The organism is Paenibacillus vulneris (assembly GCF_039543185.1).
GTDB classification, from domain to species: domain Bacteria; phylum Bacillota; class Bacilli; order Paenibacillales; family NBRC-103111; genus Paenibacillus_S; species Paenibacillus_S vulneris.
On the sequence record NZ_BAABJG010000024.1, the window covers coordinates 25291 to 43805 of the forward strand.

Genomic DNA, 18515 nt, shown 5'->3' on the forward strand with positions numbered 1-18515 from the left:
ACTAAAAATAACCATTCTCTTAAGTTGATGTTATGTTATATAACACTACTCATACATTTAATTTAACTGCTGAAGACGGATGTTTCAATACTTTTTTTATAATAATTCCATGTTTTTTAAATATATTTTTTAATAACACGTACATTATAATGGAAAATCAGATTTATCGTTCGTGTTTTTTGTAATTTCTCCCTAACGAGCTTTAGTTTTCATGTCATAATATATTACATGTCTTAAACATGATATAGATCTGTTCTATCGCTTTATCGATTTATTGCTATTTCATCTATTCCAAAGTAAGCCTTATAATAACCCTTAACATCACACTAAAAGACGATTACAAAGGAGCGGCAAACGATGGCAGGAAATTCATTCGGGGATACATTTAAAATCACCACATTCGGAGAATCTCACGGAGAAGCGGTGGGAGTCATAATCGACGGGGTGACTCCAGGGGTAGAGATTGACGAGGCCTATATACAAGTGCAGATGGACCGGAGGAAGCCGGGGCAATCTTCCGTTACAACCCCCCGGAAGGAGTACGATCAGGTCCATATATTGTCTGGAATGTTCGAAGGAAAAACAATCGGCACGCCGTTATTCATCATTTTATATAACAAGGACATGAGACCGTCCGCATACGACGATATCAAGCTGGCCTTCCGTCCCGGACATGCCGACTACACCTATTTGCAAAAGTATGGGATTCGGGATCATCGAGGCAGCGGAAGAGCCTCTGGAAGGGAAACGGCGGGAAGGGTTGCGGCGGGAGCGGTAGCTCGCAAATTGCTTGAGAAGCGCGGCATTTCTGTGGTCGCGTATTCCAAAGAGATCGGCGGGATCTCAGGAAACCAATTCATAGAAAGCGAAATCGAACGCAATGCGGTTCGGGCCGCCGATCCGGAAGCCGCAAAGCGGATGATTGAGAAGGTTGAAGCACTGGCCGCGGCCGGGGACAGCTGCGGCGGCATTGTGGAATGCAGAATCCGGGGAGTGAAGGCCGGGATTGGCGAACCCGTATTCGACAAGCTGGACGCAGATCTGGCCAAAGCCATGCTCTCGATCGGCGCGGTCAAAGGTATCGAATTCGGCGCAGGCTTCACCGCGGCTGCCATGCTGGGCAGCGAGCATAACGACGCGATGGACGCCTCCGGCTTCTTGAGCAATCATTCCGGAGGTATCATTGGCGGGATCAGCACCGGAGACGAGATCGTATTCCGCGTTGCCATCAAGCCGACATCCTCCATCTCCGTCCCGCAGCAAACGGTGAATGTCCGTGGGGAGGAACAGACCATCGTAACCTTGGGAAGACACGATCCGTGTATCTGCCCCAGAATCGTACCGGTCATCGAGGCAATGGCCTGCCTCGTTGTAGAAGACCACTGCAAGCGGCAAGCCGCCTTGCATGATTGACCTTTCGGATCAATCTCCCAGCACGAACCCCCGAAAGCACTCCCTTGGAAAGGAAGTGCTTTTGTTTTTTTATACGCCAGACTTAATAAAATTTCGAGGCCGGCGCCGTAAATCGAAAAAGACCGGTCCCGTAACAGGAACCGATCTTTCCTACGCCACTCGCTAGAATAGCTTGGCCAGCTCATTTTTTCTATTATGGATCGCTTGTACCGCGGCAGCGCAGCGTTCCTTGCCGAGCTTTTCGCAGAGAAGCTCAACAAATTCGGCGCTGCCTACATTTTCCATCGGCACCCATACTGTCCTCCTGGCGTCTTTAAGAACAAAGCAGCCTCCAAAAAATCGCGTAAAGGATACGGTGTGAATATCTTCAAAATAAATCGTTTTCCTCCCGTACCACTGGTATCTTGTCACGTACCGATCGCTAACCACCGTCTTCGAGCAAGCGAGAATGATGGAGCACACACCAAGAAAAAGCGCGGCCGCTCCCAAATAAATAAGATGATAAATCCAATCCTCGGAATCGTCCTCGTCCAAATAAAATAAAGCAAACGCGCATAGCGCTATGAAAAAGCCTATGTATACGCCGCGGTTGATCAGCTTCCCTTTGACAAGCACCATGTCCCCCCGCCGATTTCTTCGTGCAGGCTGAAATGCATAGCCCAGCAGATATTTGTTAATAAATCTGGCAAAGACCTGATTCACTTCCGTATCCCTCCTGCATCCTGGAATATGGACTCCTTACACCGGTGGCGTGTTTTCTTGCTGATCCTGCGGTGAGGTCTGCACCGGCTCCTTCTTCTTCCTGCTGAACAATTTCTTAATCAAGCCAATGATCACGCCGAACGCTGCGATAATGACAATAAAGAATTTTTTACCCAACAGGCCGATTGTGGCAAGCAAGCCGACCTTCTTGGCAACAGCCAATCCGGCGCCGCCAAGGATCAATGCGCTCAGACCATATTCCGATACCTTATCCTTGGATGCGTCAAAATCCTCATACCGTTGCCCCTGCTTCATCTCCAGCTTGGTCAAAATTTTCTCAGTAAGCACTTTCTTATCCGCTTCACGATGCTCAGGGTCGGAGATCAGAATGGCCGATACGTACCCTTGTCTCGTTAAAATACGCACATTGTAATTCAGCAGCTGCTCCTTGTTATCGTCCTCCGCCAGCATGGACCAAGTGAGGTTATGTGTTTTTTCGTCATAGAAAGGCTCAACATCCCAGCCAGTTACGTATAGCCTTTGACCAGGCTGCTTTTCCTTATTGGCTTCTTCCGTCCCTTTTTGATAGCTTTTCAAGATGGCTTTGGCATCAATCTTCTTCTTCTCATCGTCTTTGATGTGACCCGATTCCTCGTATTCGAAGATGACGGCCCAGTTCTGATTCTCATCCTTCGGATAAATACTGCCTAGTTCCTTGCCGGAGGGAGAATCGTGATTATCCTTGCTCATCTTCATCGTATTGGCCGCATCCAGAAAGACAAAGGACGGATCCAAATCAATCGTCGCCACTTGCTTCAAATCCACCTTTTTTCCGCCATCGATCCAATTGTATTTGTTCTCCGCCGCAGATACTGCCGATCCCCACAGCAAAGTTAACGCTAGCGTCATTCCGATAAACCGTTTTTTCATGTTGTTGATCCTCCACATTTGTTTTTCTAGTTTGATATTAAGCTTCACTTGCTTCATTCTAGCTGTCGTGTTCATACGACCCTGTCCAATGACCTACTCCATTCTTTCGTAAATTTGTGCCCTAATTCCCATTTCATAGAGAGCATGAGCTGGGTTATGCTGTTAAAATCCTTGTTTTTTAATATGGTTTGTGTATTAATTAACAATTTTGGGTTTCATTTACTTTCAGGCACTTTTATTATTTCGACTTGATTCGGCTGATTGTTTAGGTTTTGTGTTGTGAACATTTTGTGAACATACCAAAAAGGCTATCTGAGAGCAGAAATCTTGCAAGCCCAGTAACCTGCAGATAGGCTAAGGAATACACTAACTCCGAACAAATACCTAGTCTGTTTGGAGGTACCCATGAATTCGTATCCAGTTTACCCGTATTACAGTAAAGAAACGGTGTGCAAGGAACAGCCAATCACATTCCCCCCTCAGCATCAGGATCAGCAGCCTGGACTTGAATACTTAATGAATCCCCGCCCGATCTCCGAAAATCCATCCTATGCCGGAAGTGGAAAATTGAAAAATAAGGTTGCCATAATTACCGGCGGCGACAGCGGTATCGGACGTGCAGCGGCTATAGCCTTTTCCAAGGAAGGGGCCAATGTGGTCATCGTATACTTATATGAAGTACCGGATGCCGAGGAAACCAAGCGTCGGATCGAGCAGCTCGGCGGAAGATGTCTGGCTATTCAGGCCGATCTTCGGCACAAGGCCCAAAGCGCCTCCGTCGTGGAGCAAACGCTGCAAGCGTTCGGCAAGCTTGATATTCTGGTCAATAATATCGGGGTTCAATTCCCGCAGCAAAGCATTCTCGATATTAACGAGGAGCAGCTGCTCAACACGTTCACCACCAATATTTTCTCGTTTTTCTTTATGACTCAGGCTGCGCTGCCGCATTTGAAGCCCGGAAGCTCTATCATCAACACCGCTTCCATTACGGCCTACAGAGGCAATAAAGAGCTCATCGATTATTCCTCTACCAAAGGGGCTATCGTCACCTTCACACGGTCTCTCGCTATGTCGCTGGTCGACCAAAATATCCGGGTGAACTCCGTAGCTCCTGGCCCAATTTGGACGCCATTGATCGTTTCGAGCTATTCGGCCGAGGAGGTATCGACTTTCGGGTCTGATACCCCTATGAAGCGTGCCGGACAGCCCTTCGAGCTGGCCCCAGCCTATGTCTATCTCGCAAGCGACGATTCCCGATTCGTGACGGGAGAAACGCTGCATGTTAACGGCGGGCAGTTTATCACTTCTTAAGTAAGCCAAGGCAAAATAAAACGGCCTCCGTCCGATGAATTCGGAACGAAGGCCGCTTAGTTTTTTTATACCGACTGCCTGAGCTGTTTTCTTAAGGGCTTGCCGGTTCTTCATTAATGATTCTTCTCGAGGTTCAAAGCTTCGCCGGGCTTCGAATGATAGATTTTTTTGGCCCATAAGGTCTGCAGCAGAACGAAGACTCCGCCCACTACCCAATACAGTGGAACGGCTGCCGGAGCGCTGAATGAGAATACAGCCATCATAATCGGCGATATATAACCGACCAGGGCAAACTGCTTCTGCTGCGCCGGGTCCGTTCCCATCTGGGAAACCTTGAATTGAAAGAAATAAATGATCGCCGCGATGAACGGCAGAACCGGATCGGGACGTCCCAGCTGAAACCACAGGAAGGAATGGTCGGCCAATTCCGGTGTAAGCTTGATTGCATAATATAAACCGGACAGGATAGGAATCTGGATTAGCATCGGCAAGCAGCCTACGGCAAGCGGATTGACCTGATGCTTCTGATAAAGCTGCATCGTTTCCTGCTGCAGCTTGGCTTTGGACTCCGCATCGCTCTTGTCTTTATATTTCTCCTGAAGCTCCTTCAATTCAGGCTGCAGGAGGTTCATTTTCTGCTTCATCATGTGCTGGCTGCGGTACTGTCTCATCATAAGCGGAAGCAGCACCAGTCTGACCAGCAAGGTTAACAGAATTAACGCCATACCATAGCTTCCGTCAAAGAACGAAGCAAAATGCTGAATTAAATAAGAAAAAGGAAACACAATATAATGATTAAAAAATCCCGGGGTGTTGGCATCGATCGTTGCGTTCGGACCGCTGACACCGCACCCGCTTAATAAAACTAATGCTGCAAGAGCTGCGAATAAGCTGTATTTTTTGAAAAAGGTGAATGCATTGTTGGCCATAAAGGTCCTCCTCGTTGGATAATAGTCTTAACTCCCAACGAAGAATAACAATCTTCCAAATCACCATCAGGCGCTTCTTTTCGCTTTACTTTTCTGGTGAGCCAATGATGCTGCTCCACCCGGTGGCCATCAGGCATGGGCATGGGCAGTACAGGGACCCAGTCATGGTGGACCGGGAACAGCCCTTCCGTAGTTCCTTCATGAAGATGGGCTAGATAAGCATACGTGAACGTACAAATGACGCTTATGGAAATCAAGTAGGGAATCCATTCGTGGATGACCATTTCCTGAACCTCAAACAATGCATTCACCTCCTTTTGGTTTACTCACATTATTTGATTTTTAGAGTACATTGCTCTGCACCCGTACATGCGTATCCCATTCGGGCATACTTCTTTTACGTTCTTCTTATGAAGATGTTTCATTTCACTTGTAATGTTACTTTGTTCTCCTCATGAAGTCCAGAACCATTTTGTAGCTGAATCGGACCTTATAACCGTTCGGATTCAAGTCCGCGTACCGGATCTAAGACAGCGCGCCATTTTCCCAGCTCAACAGCCTTCCTATCCTTAGGTAAAAGGGACATCTTAAGGCTGCCATTTTTTCCAGTGTCACCATATACCGTGATAAAAGCAGCCTTCCGTCCAAACTGCCGGTGAAGGATGCCATGCATCCTATCGATAGGCCGGTCTGCAGTTCCCGGAGTTTCTGTAAGTACCATACGGGAGCTCGGGGACAGACAAGCCGACATTCGGATCCCTTCCCCGCTCCTTCCGCTCATGGTTAGCTGGACCCAATCCGCTTCGGCCGATTGCCCGATGCATTCCGAAGCCGGTTGGACATAACGGTACGATCCCGCCTCATCCAGCAAACCGGATTTTGGCTTCCATAGCTCGCTATTTAATGGAGATAACTTAGGGCTGTGCATCCACCAATCTATAGCGGCTTCTTCCTCAAGCTCAACCTCAAACCAATCCAACAGCCAGCTGCCTGTTAGCAGCAGATGCCGGTCCATTCGGCAGCCTTCATACGCTTCCGATGAACTTAGCCAAGCGTAGGTCCATTCCGGATTATCTTCATAACGGACAAGCTTCCCTGTATGAGCGGCTTGTGACCGCTGACCTATTACAACCGTGTTATGACTCTCGGTGCAAGCGTACCATTCCTTTCTCATGACCGAGCCGTAAGGCACCATTCCGAGCTCAGGCGCGAGCCATCCATCCCTGGATGCCAGTGTCAAATGCAGCTTATCGTAATGGCCGTGTGATCCTCCATGCTCCCCGTAATCGGCAAAGAACGAGAGCAGTCCGCTTGGCCTTCGCCCAATGACAAAACCGGATGATTCGAGCAGCTTCGAGATATTCCGACCAGGATCCGGCTCATGATAGTCCTCCAAACTTCCTTGGCCGTAGACAAGCGCTTCTAGTCCGGCTCTCACCGGCCTCCCGTACATCTGGCGGTATGCCTCACGGAGAAGCGGCACATACCTTCCTTTCTTATACCGGGTTAATCCGATCTCTACCGTTTCGGCGATTTCTCTGGCATACGGTATACGCTGATAAGGGCCGTCATGAAGCGCGATAAGCTCGCCTTGATCATTAGCCAAAGCTGCCATGACGTCCAGCATCCCTTCAAACGATTGCCCCTGCTCTCCTGTCATTGAATACCAATCCATACCTAGCCGACCGGCCATTTCCGCTGCAATAAAATAAGCTCGCAGGACGAATACATGGTAGTAGGTACTCCCCTCGTATTCCATCTGGTCAGGACAAATCCCGATGGATAAGTGATGCCTGAGTCCCCCCTCTCCTTCAAGAAGCTCCTTCATCCGCCCCATATCCTGCCTTCGAGCATACAAGCAGGCAAGCGCAGCGTTGAGCCAGGCCGTATAATTGCTCTCCGGCTTCTTCTGCACTTCGACCAGCAGCTTTCTGGACTGAGTCATGCTTTCCTCCAGCATAGAGAAGAACAGCTCCAGCTGATCAGTCTCATCCTGCCCTGCGGTTCCTCTTCCAGCGTCGCCAAGAAGCAAATACGCGCGCAGCAATGTCGTAGCCCAGATGGCCTCCGTCAAGGCCTGATGAAATGCCCTGCCTTTGAGCATCCAGCCTTCCGCCTCAGGATGAACGGGGTAGCTTGGGAATTGCGCCGCGTATCGCAAAACAATATCCATACTCCACTGGGCATAACGCTCCTGTCCGGTTCCGGCATAAACGGCAGCTGCCTGAAGCGCATACCGGGCATAGGATTGATGCTTCATCACCAGCCAGGCTCCGCGATAAGGCTCCCCTTGCAGCGTGCAGCCTTCTGGGCAGTGAAATTCCCGGGCATCCGCCTCTATGGGATCGAACAGCAGCTCCGTATGATGCTTCGGGCAGACATATTGATGCCACCAGCCTCCAGGCTCGACCGGAATATCCAGCGGCAAGGCCATAGCCAGGTCGAGTTCCTTCTGCAGCTGTTCCAGCACTTCAGCAGCCCAGCCATATTTCGTAACCTTCTCGCTAATGTTCATCGCATAAACATGCCACCGTTAATCTCGATGGTTTCCCCCGTCAAGTAATCGGACAGCGGCGAAGAGAGGAACAGCGCGCTGTTGGCCACATCCTCCGGTAGGCCTTCCCGGCCAAGCGGAATGCCGCTTACCGTCGCCTTGCGTGCGGCGTCGGAAGTAAACGTCGAATGAAAGGCCGTCTGCCCGATAAAGCCCGGCGAAAGGACGTTGACCTGAATGCCGTGAGGGGCGACCTCCTTGGCCAAGCCCTTGGAATAAGCCATGACCGCCGCTTTGCTGGCCGCATAGACCGAAGCCCCGGGACCGCCGCCATTGTGCGCCGCAAGCGACGCCATGTTGACGATTTTCCCTCTGCCCTTCTCCATCATGCCCGGCAGAACGGCTTTGCTCAGGAATACGGTGCTCTTGAAATTTACGTCCATGATTCGCTGATATCCTTCTTCGGTCATTTCGGTGTTAGGGATACGCTGGATCATATGCCCCGCGTTGTTTACCAGAATATCTATCCTGCCTCCGAACGCTTGCTCCACCTTTTCGATCAAGGACGATATTTGCTGCACGTCCGTTACATCCGCCTGGAAGCATTGCGCTTCCCCGCCGTTGTTCCGAATAGCCTGCACTGCCTGCTCCGCCGCCTCCTGCTTGCTTAAATAATTGACCGCTACCCGTGCACCGGCTTGGGCAAGCTTGCTGGCAATGGCAAATCCGATGCCTGCATTCCCTCCTGTCACTAAAGCGATTTGTCCGGATAAGTTAATAGAAATCATATTGACGCCTCCTCGTGTTGTTTATTTTCTCTCAGCCGTTCCACTACGGAACGCATACTTTCAGCCAGACGCTCTCCCATTGTGATGTGACCGTAGTCGGATGGATGCGTCAAATCGCTGGTTAAGGAAGTGAAATCGGTCATAATATCGCTTCCTTCCAGCAGATACAGCCGGTTGTGGTTCTTGAATGCTGCATACGCTCTCAGAATGTCGTTATATTTTCTCATATTGTCTGCCGCTGCATGGCTCTGATCTTTGTAAAAGCTGGCCCGGTTCGGATAAATCGTCGTCAAGAAAACCGGTTTGTCAGGATGCTTGGCAATGATGCCGTCCAACAAGTAGGAAGCGCGCCTTGAGAATTCCTCTGCAGGAACACTGGACATCATATTGACGCCGATTTCAAGAAATGCGAAGTCCCAGTCCGAACGTTCCGCTATATGATCAGCCACCTCCCGCTCACAGTGGCACGAGCCGCTCAAGCCAAGATTGAGCACATCCACCTCCAGCCTTCTCGCAGCCTGCTGCACATATCCGTTATAATGACTTAACGCTCCCGCCCCTTGAGTAATCGAGGACCCATAGGCAAGATAGGTCAATCTCGGAACCTCATCCCGGTCAGGCGGCCGAACCTCATGGCCAAATGCATCTACCTCATAAAAGACAGCGTTAAAGCGCTCACAAAAAACGCGCCATACCTTGGATGAAAAAGCCCGGTTATGCAGGCTGTCCGGCTCCACATCGGCAAAACGCTCCGGAATTTCCAGATGAATCGTATGCGCTATGCCTGCCTGGAGAGTGTGTGAGGAGTGAAAGAAATCGCCGCGGAACACAAGCACGCGTCCATTCGTTTCCAGAGAAGCCAGGGTAACCCTCACATGCTTCGCATCGGTAACAAAACGAAGCTCACATCCGTTCGATTGCACCGCTTTCGTCCTTCCATTCTCGCTTAACGCATGCCGGACCTGCTTCGGAAATCGCTGAAGCCTCAGGCCGGGAAGCAGCTCCTTACGCTCTAGCTCGACCACGTTATGAAAACGAATACCTTGATAATCCATGATTTCCCCTCCAGCTGACAACTGCATCCTATTTACTTCTTAGTCGCTTCGATAGCTTTGTTCGCCCGCTCCTCCGCTTCCCGCAATGCCGTATTCTCGTCCTTACCCGATGCAATATCGACTAGAGCGGCGAGCATCTCTTTATCGGCGATGGCCTGATACTTGGTCTTTTCCGTCGGATCGGCGAATTTCTCGGGAAGCAAGGACTTCACATGCTTATGTGCAAGCACCGGGTCGTTGGATGCGAAATGATTCATAATTGAGGCTTGATTTTTCAAAATCGAGGAATAGCCGTCCCTGACAATAAAATCCTGAAATTCATCCGAGGTAACATAGGACATGACCTGGAAGGCGGCATCCTTGTTCTTGCTTCCCTTGGATAAATAAAAGTAGGTAGGGTACGATTGCGGACCTATATTAGGCTTCTCCTTATAAACAGGGAGCTGTACGATATCCCAATCCAAAGCGTCCTTGAACACCCTGGCCGTTGTGCTCAAGGCGGCGAACATGGCGACATTCTGGTCTTTATAGAACGGCTCCTGCTGGCTTACCAGATTATATTGGTTATTAAGGAGTCCATTCCCCGGAATGCTGTAAAACCGCGTTAAATTTCCAAAGGCTTGCCGGAAGCTGTCCACTGTAAATGCCGCTTTGGAGGTTTTGGAGTCAATGTGAGGGGCCGATAACTGATTCAGCTGCATCAAATGCTGGACGGACATCGTCATCCCTTTAATCTGCTGGCCATTATCGGTTCGGGTCATCGTCTTGGCCAGAGCATAGATTTCGTCCCAGGTCATTCCATCCCTCGGATAAGGAACCCCGAACTTGTCGAAAAGGGCTTTGTTATAAAACAGAGCTGCAGAGGTCGTGCTGACAGGTAATCCATAAATACCGCCTCCGGCGAGCTGCCTTTGAATGTCCACCGTGGACGGCTCCAGCCGCGATAAATCATAGTTGTACTTCTTGATGAGACCGCTGATGTCGTCCTGCATTTCGTAAGCCAGCAAAAAATTCGAGGTTAGTCCGATGGATGTAATCAAAATATCGATGGTTTGCCCCGAAGTAATAACGCTGGGCAGCGTCTGTGCGTCCTTCTGCGGGATGAACTTCAGCGTGTAGTTCGGGAACTTCTTCTTGATTTGGTTTCCGTAGGTGCTCATAAACTGCTCTTCCGTCCAACCATTGACGCAAACGTAGAAGACAAGCTCCGTCGGCGTCTCGCTAACCTTCTTGACCAGATCCTCTCCCTTCACCGTCTTCGCTTCCCCATCTGTTCCTGATGGTTCACAGCCCGGCAACGACATGGCAATAGCACAGAGAATCAATCCTGACAGCCGTTTTGATTTGATCCGCATTCGTACCCCTCCTTGTTTCCTTGCTGGCTTCCTCCACATCCTTTTATGACCTTTATCTGACTCACAAAATAAATATAAACTAGGTTATGGACTCCGTCAATACTATTCGGTCAATATTATGAGTCAATTATGAGTCAAAAGACAAGCAGTTCTCCAATTTGCAATTTCCTATGGGCAAACTAATCCCGCTAAGCGGATCTTGGCCTCGAGGCTGCCTCAGGTGCTTTCGTAGAGCCCCGAAATATAAAAAGCAGGCTCTCTTAAGAGCCTGCACCGATTCATTCTTTGGATATTTTCTTATCTCATCCGTTAAGCGTAGGGCTCACGGCGATCCCGCTATCCGCTTGGGGAAGCAGCTGCTCCAGCTTTCGGCATAACGAGTCCCGATCCTGCAGACCGGATAAAAAAAGCATCGTTTCCCGCTGCATTTCTTTGAGCTGATGGTTGCTGAGCCCAATCTCCGTGATGAGGCGGAAGGTCGGAATAATCTCCCTGTACATGAAAAATCGCGAAGGGCGGTATATCGTTTCCTCACCCTGCCATTCCATGGCCGACCGGTGTGCCGTAATATTCAAGGTTTGACGCCGAATCCTGAGCTGGGTCTCGTAGGAGGTAAGGAACTGCACCAGCAATTTGGACGCCTCTTTGGACCGGGAACGGCGGTTGACAGCCAGACCGTTGACGATCAGCAGCGTCTTGTTGTTTTCCATTCCGGGCAGGGGCGATACATCAAAGGAAATGCCGGCATCCTTCAGCTGGTTGAGGAAGTAATACGTCGTCATAATGACGGATACCTTCCCTTCCAAGAACAGTGCCTCCGCATCGGCATCGCTCTCCGACAGCAGGACTGGAAAAACATCAGTCATCTCCAGCAGCTCTCTGCAGATGCCTAAGCCGTCCACAGCTTTGCTGGCTGTCAGATGATACTCCCCTTTGGCGTCAGATTCGAACTTTCCGCCGCTTTGCAGCATGAAGATGGGCCACCGGTTGCGGGAAGGAAGATAGAAATAGAAGCCGAACCGTTGGCCCTTCACCGCAAGCTGCTTCCCGTAGCGGAACAAGTCCCGCCATGTCCAGCTGCTGTCCGGCTCGGGAACTCTTGATTCGCGGAAATGCTCTTTATTGTAGCATAGCACAACGGGCGATTGAATAAAGGGCTGTACGAGCGTCACTTCTCCGCTTACAAAAGGAGCTGTAGCAAAAGGATACAGCTCATCATTGATTTCAAGAGGCTCCAGCAGTCCAGTTTGTCCGGCCTCGGCAAAATCCTGAAAATTATTGTTGTTCATCATGGCGACGTCCAGCATTTCCGCATCCAAATATTCCAGCAGCGTTCGGCTGTAATTCATTGACGACAGCTCAACCGGCTGCACTCGGATATGAGGATACTGCCGGTGAAAGCTATCAAGCAAGCTGTCCAGCATGGCAAGCTCTCCGGTTGCCTGGACGTAACCGAATTTGATGACGGTACCGCTCGGCTCGGGTGGGCGGATGACCTTGTTGCCGACGCGGGCAATTTTCTCGATCAGGCCTTCCTCAACGAGGGTTTCGAGCCCCTTGCGGACCGAGTTGTTGCTCAATTGAAATCGCAGCTCCAGATCATTCTCTGAGGGCAGGAAGCTCCCAATTGGAAGCTTTCCCGAAATAATCTCCTCGCGAAGCGTCGCGATCATCTCTTCCAAACGCGCCCGAAAATATTTGCGGCTGTTTCGTTTCTGCATGAATCTACCCCACATCTGCCTCGCATTACTCAGCTTTTCCTTTTCTTAGCATACTGAAAATCTCTGGGAAGGACAAGTCGCGTTAGCCGACGCAGCGGAAAAATCGTTATACGTGGGATAGTTAATGAAATTGTTCCCATTAAGACTTCAGCCTGGTTAGAGTATTCGCGAGCCAATCAAAGGACCTCTCCCCGCTAACCTCATGCCTGCCCTCGAACACATGGGAATCCAGATTCGAGCTGAGCCCCATGTCTGCGTAAATATTCTCCAATATACGAATCGCTTCCCGGGTCGTTGCGACAGGGAATATCGGATCATCCATCCCCGCTTCGATAAACAGCGGCTTCGGAGCGATTAATCCGAGCAAATCCGGCATTTCGGCATGAAGCAGTATGCCCGGGATATAATTACACAGGCAATGACGCATGGCCAGTATGCTGCCCCGGTAGGTGTTCGGATAAATCCCGACGACGGACGCTTGAATTCGAGGATCAAGAGCGGCGGACAAAGAAGCGATCGTTCCTCCCCCGGAATGTCCCATATTCCCGATCCGTCCGGCATCCACCTCCTCCAGGGTCGATGCATATTCGGATGCGCGAAGCGCCTCGTATACGCGAAGGCCTGCTGTCGTTTTACCGGCCATCATTAACGATACCGACAGGTTATAGCATGAATTTTTTAGACTGGGGTCCTGCAATCGGTCGCGCTCCAACCTCCGGTCACCGAATCCTGCTACCTCCGGAGCCACGACAACAAGTCCGCGGCGTGCGAGCTCTAGAGCGATATTATCCCCTCTCTTGCCCGTCTCGGGCTTCGGCGATCCATCCTCCTGCAAACCGACCAAGGACCTGCTTCCGTAGCCATGACCGTGCCATAGCAGAACAGCCGGATTCTTGCCCTGCAGCTGCTTTGACTTCATAATATATACCGGCATACGAAGCCCGCCCATGGTCGATATCTCGACCCTCTCGCGGATTACGTCCTCCAGCTCGACGCTTTCCAGCAATACCGGCCGAAAATCGGCATCCTCCCCCTGCGGCATATCAAAGCTTCCGAGCGATTCAATCAACCTGCTTCTAAGCTCCAGCCGCTTCTGCTCCCGAGACCCCATTTGGCTCCCGCGTTGCTCCTGTAATGCATCATAAATACTGTCAAGAAAAGAATCCAATTGCGGCATATCCAGCAACCTCCATTCCTTTGTCAGCGCTTACTTTTTATCCCTGATGATCTTGGCTGTTGGTTTAACCATACCATAGAATGAGGACACGTTCTTTGCAAACCTTGCTCTATTTTTCTTTCCGATAACGTTATCTTGATTTCTTTGAGAATATATTGACTTGTTCCTGCAAAACCCATTTTTTTCGGGCAAATCGATGTATAATCGTAGGCAACTCGCTTTGAAACAGGAGGCTTACAGCATGAAACAAACATGGGACTTACCGATCACCCATAACCCGCTTCGGACAAGAGACGACTTGCGTCAGGCGTTCATACAGCTTACCGATCCGTTAAAGCCTTATTACAGCGAAGGGGCCTCGCGTCTGTACCTTGGGAATACCGGAACAAGCTACACCGACGATATAGCAGGAATGGAAGGCTTTTCGAGAATTCTTTGGGGGCTTGTGCCGCTGCTGGCCGGCGGGGACGAACCGGAATTATGGCAGCTCTATGTTCGGGGAATCAAGAATGGAACGAACCCGCAGCACGAGGAATATTGGGGGGACGTCGCTGATTACGATCAGCGCCTTGTGGAGATGGCCGCTTACGGTTTTGCACTGGCACTTGTACCGGAGAAAATACAAGCAGCCTTCAATGAAGAGGAGCTGCAGCGTCTCATCGTCTGGCTGGACCAAATCAGCAGCAAAAAGCTGTGGGACTGCAACTGGCTGTTCTTTCTCGTGCTGGTTCAGATGGGCTTCAAAAAGGCCGGGTTGCCCTATGATCAACAGCTTTTGGAGCAAACCTTACAGGATATGGACCGCTTCTACCTATCGGAGGGCTGGTATGCGGACGGCATTCAGGGGCACAGCGACTACTATGTTCCGTTCGCCCTCCATTATTATGGGCTGTTGTATGCCAAGCTGATGGAGGCGGACGACCCGGACCGCTCCAGGTTATATAAGAGCAGAGCAGAACAGTTTGCTCACTCCTTTATCCATTGGTTCAACGAAGAAGGAGCGGCCCTGCCTTACGGACGAAGCCTTACTTATCGTTTCTCCCAGGCTGCTTTTTGGAGCGCGCTGGTGTATGCCGGAGTCGAGCCTTTCCCTATGGGAGTCATGAAGGGGCTTATTCTTAGGCATTTGCGCTGGTGGTTTCAACAGCCGATATTCCAACCTGACGGTACCTTATCTATCGGGTATGCGTATCCGAATTTGATCATGGCAGAGAACTATAATTCTCCAGGCTCTCCCTACTGGGCTCTAAAAACCTTTTTGCCGCTGGCTCTGGATGAGCAACATCCGTTTTGGGCTGCCGAGGAGCTGCCGCTTCCTTCGCTTCCGAAGCTATCTGTCCAGCAGCCTGCACACCTGGTCATTTGCCGTGACGAGGCCAGCCCGCATGTGCTTGCATTCAATACCGGGCATATCGCAACGAACGAGCATACGCATACATCCGCCAAATATGAGAAGTTCGTCTACTCTACCTTCTTCGGCTTCAGCGTTCCGCGGGCGGAGTGGGGCTTGGCACAAGGCGCCTTTGATTCGATGCTGGCATTAAGCGAGGAGGATAACCTGTACAGGGTGAAACGGACGGCGGCGGAAAGCCGCATTGCAGAGGACGGATCCATTTATACGCGTTGGAAGCCGTGGTCTAATGTCGAAGTGGAGACCTGGCTGATTCCCGGCAATCCGTGGCATGTCAGGGTACATCGGATCGTCTCGGGCAGAGCTTTGAATCTGGCTGACGGGGGGTTTGCTTTAGGCATCGACCATGGACGAAGGAAGCTGGGCACGCTGCAGGTTCACGAGGAGGAGCTTTCGCTTAAGGCCGCAAACGACCTGGGTTCGGTCGGAGTTAAGCTGCTGTATGGGACAGGCAAGGTCGAATTGATTACGCCGAACGCCAATACGAATTTGATGTATCCCCGGACGGTCATACCGACGGTCAGAATGAGCATTCAGCCCGGAACACATTGGCTGGCTACCGCAATCTATGGGGAACCCGCCGCTGGCAAGGAAAACCGTTGGAATAGCTCGCCGTCCGCAAGCATTGCAGGCAATGAGCTGTCCATCACATTTACCGGCTGCGACAAACAGGAATTTAAGAAAATACTTGACTAGGCTACACAAAAAATCGCCCTCATCACTTTGCCCGCAGCAAGGATGAAAGGCGATTTTTTTCATGACAGTAAGATTAAATGTTACACGCTGCTCGTCATTCCAGGATCTCATCAAGCTTTACCCGATGTCTCTTTGAAAATCGTTAAAGCGTGTTCCTTGGTAATTCAGCTTTCCATAATCCCCTTCGACTAATAACCCGTGAATGGAGCCTCGTACCCTTAATTCGATCCGCCTTCCGTCCTCGAACTCGAAGGTGACGAAATAGCTCGTTGTAGAGCTTGTGTCCCCGGAGCCTCCCGACACCTCAAGGCGTTTGGATACGACTCGAGCCGGTACATGAACGACTTCCGCCGCGTTGTTGCTTGCCCACGTCGTCAAGCCTTTGACAATAATAAATACAAGAGTTCCGATAATCAATAAGGGAACTATGACAAACATGGCGTCGAATATAGGCGGAGAACCTGAGAAACCAATCGGCATTGCAATTCCCCCTTTTGTAATCATCCGTTCAAATGCATGTCTGCCGATCAGCAGACTTGTTCCGGATAACCCTCTCTAAGATGGACGCCAATAGCCAGGGAAAAGTTTCAATTGTTGGAAAAAGAGCTGTCTTGCAGGCCCTATTCCCTGCGAGACAGCTCTCTCTTTTTAATGTACGTTGGATTGTCTAATTACGCCGTTCTCCGGCCAGGTGTAAAACTCACGATCAAGCGTCAAGCTGATCGATTTGCGGACCAGCGGATTCGTCTTCAGCGAATTCATAAGCTCCTCCGTCATAACCAGCTCATACTCCCGATCTCCCTTTTGCTGGAACAAACGAATTCTTCTGTCGGCTACTCCATCGTTCTCCTTGATTAAATCCAGGAACGGGGCCTGAAGCTGCTCCACGGTTTCGCCGTACTGTAGCACCCGGTCTACCCGATAAAGTGCCTGGTCGTTCTCAATCCGGTCTACGATAAGATCCGATACTCCGTCTTTATTCGAGGACAGCTTCATAATCAGCGACGGGTGCTCATCACGATCCAGAGGCCGGGTATCCCTAATGCTGGCCGTATAGGTTTGCGGATCCCAGTTGACCAAGAGACCGAGCTTTTCTGCAGTATCCCGAAGCGGCACATAGACAACTCCCCCATAATTAAAAGGATGTAATTCAGGAGCGTATACTCTGCCGTCTACTCTTGCCAGGACATCGGAATAAGTGACCGCGGCTACAAACGGTTCGGTTCCCAACGGAATCCCAATGGCCGTATCCTTGAATTCCGATTGAGACGGGTCTCCCTTCGCGGCAATTCCCGCCCATTCGGAGCGCAGCAATATTTCAAAGCGGTTACTTTCCGAATTCCATACGGTTACGTACCCAAGCGTGTCTCTGAAAAAGGTCATCGGCGCGTAAAGAGAATTATTATAGAATAAAGTCCCTGGCGTGACAGGTATTGTTCTTCCATCCAAAGTAACCGTAACATTCGAACCCGGGTAAAGAGTGATTTGCTGCGGTCCCGGATCGGGATAGCGAACCATTCCCCGCTCTTGCAGCTGGTTTACCCTGTTCTCGGCCTCTTGACCTTCGAACACGTCAAACACGCCTGCTGCCGGCCGGCCAAGACGGTTATTCGCGTACACCAGGTAAGTGTGCCCGAGTTCAAAGGTTACCCCGCATTGATCGCTGTCCGGTGCCGTCAAAATGGTGCGTACAAAGCTGCCCTTTAAATTGGAAAATGTCGTAAAAGTCGCCATCCGGTACGGCTTGCCGTCATAAAATACATTCTCCACATTGGTGACCGAGCCGTAAAGCACGTTGCTCGCCAACGAGTAATCGGTTTCGGCAGACGTTACCTCTCCCTTCGAGCATGCAAACACTTTTTGCGGGCTGGTCGTTACCCCCGCAGGAATAGCGGCCAAAGTCACCATCGCAGCCGCTACACAGGTTATGATCCCTTTCTTCATACCTACAACTCTCCTTTTCTCTCTACAATGTCCCATCTTTCATTACCCACATTTTCCAGGGTGAAACAGGAATTTTTTATACCCATATATTTCGAAATGGGAATTTCCTTTCCGGGGATGGGATCCTGTTTTTTGTGGCAATTTTTTGAACAACAAGAAACTCAACCACTCTTATTGTATTTTTTACCATTCGGGGTAATGAATAGTTTTTGGCACTGTGGCTGAATATAGGGTTGCTCCTTTGTAGTTCAAAATCGAGTATAGAGGTGGAACTATGAAAACCGAAGATCGCATTTTAACCGCGCTGGAAGAAGTGCTTGATCCTGAGGTCGGCGTGAACATTGTAGATCTCGGTCTGGTCTACGATGTAACCGTGAATGCAAGCGGAACAGCGACCATTAAGATGACTTTGACGATTCCCGAATGTCCGTTAGCTGATCAGATTGTTTCCGATGTCAAGGCGGCAGTTGAACAAGTGGAAGGCGTGAACAAGGCGGACGTTCAGCTCGTCTGGGAGCCCAAATGGACCCCTTCCAAAATGAACGATCTGGCAAAGGAGCAAATCAGAGCGCGCCAAACCTTGGTCTAG

Annotated in this window: 16 protein-coding genes; 4 read left to right on the top strand and 12 right to left on the bottom strand. The window is 50.3% G+C overall.

The genetic code is table 11. From position 1 onward, the window contains the following. Positions 1–357: 357 nt before the first annotated feature. Entirely contained in the window at positions 358–1413 is a 1056-nt protein-coding gene (gene aroC, locus ABEA66_RS21825; protein WP_345590744.1) for a chorismate synthase, read from the top strand. A 162-nt stretch (positions 1414–1575) separates the two neighbouring features. Here the strand turns inward: aroC and ABEA66_RS21830 are convergent, their stop codons facing one another. Beyond that, the gene (locus ABEA66_RS21830) at positions 1576–2115 is read right to left on the bottom strand and encodes a hypothetical protein (protein WP_345590746.1); all 540 of its coding nucleotides are present in this window, start codon (positions 2113–2115) and stop codon (positions 1576–1578) included. A gap of 36 nt (positions 2116–2151) precedes the next feature. Then, complete coding sequence (locus ABEA66_RS21835; protein ID WP_079912882.1) at positions 2152–3045, bottom strand: DUF2167 domain-containing protein; 894 nt, start codon at positions 3043–3045, stop codon at positions 2152–2154. Positions 3046–3450: 405 nt separating this feature from the next. Between ABEA66_RS21835 and ABEA66_RS21840 the strand changes: the two genes are divergently transcribed. Beyond that, a complete protein-coding gene (locus tag ABEA66_RS21840) occupies positions 3451–4356 on the top strand; it encodes an SDR family oxidoreductase (RefSeq protein ID WP_345590752.1) in 906 nt (301 codons plus the stop codon). 113 nt (positions 4357–4469) lie between these two features. On the opposite strand, the gene yidC is transcribed toward ABEA66_RS21840, so the two are convergent. The 8 genes from yidC to ABEA66_RS21880 all read right to left on the bottom strand — a co-directional run bounded on the left by yidC (position 4470) and on the right by ABEA66_RS21880 (position 13875). Next, positions 4470–5285: a membrane protein insertase YidC gene (gene yidC, locus ABEA66_RS21845; RefSeq protein ID WP_345590754.1), complete on the bottom strand. Its 816-nt coding sequence runs from the start codon at positions 5283–5285 to the stop codon at positions 4470–4472. Continuing rightward, positions 5222–5587, bottom strand: coding sequence for a hypothetical protein (locus ABEA66_RS21850; protein WP_345590756.1), 366 nt, complete (start codon positions 5585–5587; stop codon positions 5222–5224). The genes yidC and ABEA66_RS21850 overlap by 64 nt, the downstream gene beginning before the upstream one ends. A gap of 188 nt (positions 5588–5775) precedes the next feature. Beyond that, positions 5776–7800: a heparinase II/III domain-containing protein gene (locus tag ABEA66_RS21855; protein ID WP_345590758.1), complete on the bottom strand. Its 2025-nt coding sequence runs from the start codon at positions 7798–7800 to the stop codon at positions 5776–5778. After that, on the bottom strand, positions 7797–8564 hold the full coding sequence (locus ABEA66_RS21860) for an SDR family NAD(P)-dependent oxidoreductase (RefSeq protein WP_345590893.1): 768 nt from the start codon (positions 8562–8564) through the stop codon (positions 7797–7799). Before ABEA66_RS21860 ends, ABEA66_RS21855 begins: the two co-directional genes overlap by 4 nt. Beyond that, the gene (locus ABEA66_RS21865) at positions 8564–9622 is read right to left on the bottom strand and encodes an SGNH/GDSL hydrolase family protein (protein ID WP_345590760.1); all 1059 of its coding nucleotides are present in this window, start codon (positions 9620–9622) and stop codon (positions 8564–8566) included. The genes ABEA66_RS21860 and ABEA66_RS21865 overlap by 1 nt, the downstream gene beginning before the upstream one ends. Positions 9623–9654: 32 nt before the next feature. Further along, positions 9655–10977 (bottom strand): ABC transporter substrate-binding protein, encoded by a 1323-nt coding sequence (locus ABEA66_RS21870; protein WP_345590762.1) that lies wholly within the window; start codon positions 10975–10977, stop codon positions 9655–9657. A 302-nt stretch (positions 10978–11279) separates the two neighbouring features. After that, positions 11280–12698 carry an extracellular solute-binding protein gene (locus ABEA66_RS21875; protein WP_345590764.1) on the bottom strand — a complete coding sequence of 473 codons (1419 nt, stop codon included), beginning with the start codon at positions 12696–12698 and terminating at the stop codon, positions 11280–11282. Positions 12699–12837: 139 nt separating this feature from the next. Beyond that, a complete protein-coding gene (locus ABEA66_RS21880) occupies positions 12838–13875 on the bottom strand; it encodes a dienelactone hydrolase family protein (RefSeq protein ID WP_345590767.1) in 1038 nt (345 codons plus the stop codon). Positions 13876–14116: 241 nt separating this feature from the next. Here ABEA66_RS21880 and ABEA66_RS21885 point away from each other — a divergent pair, with 241 nt between their 5' ends. Beyond that, a complete protein-coding gene (locus tag ABEA66_RS21885; protein ID WP_345590769.1) occupies positions 14117–15982 on the top strand; it encodes a DUF2264 domain-containing protein in 1866 nt (621 codons plus the stop codon). Positions 15983–16099: 117 nt separating this feature from the next. Here the strand turns inward: ABEA66_RS21885 and ABEA66_RS21890 are convergent, their stop codons facing one another. Next, positions 16100–16462 carry a DUF2500 domain-containing protein gene (locus ABEA66_RS21890; RefSeq protein WP_079912873.1) on the bottom strand — a complete coding sequence of 121 codons (363 nt, stop codon included), beginning with the start codon at positions 16460–16462 and terminating at the stop codon, positions 16100–16102. Between the two features lie 168 nt (positions 16463–16630). Then, entirely contained in the window at positions 16631–17926 is a 1296-nt protein-coding gene (locus tag ABEA66_RS21895) for a stalk domain-containing protein (RefSeq protein WP_345590773.1), read from the bottom strand. 274 nt (positions 17927–18200) lie between these two features. Here ABEA66_RS21895 and ABEA66_RS21900 point away from each other — a divergent pair, with 274 nt between their 5' ends. Then, entirely contained in the window at positions 18201–18515 is a 315-nt protein-coding gene (locus ABEA66_RS21900) for a metal-sulfur cluster assembly factor (protein WP_079912871.1), read from the top strand.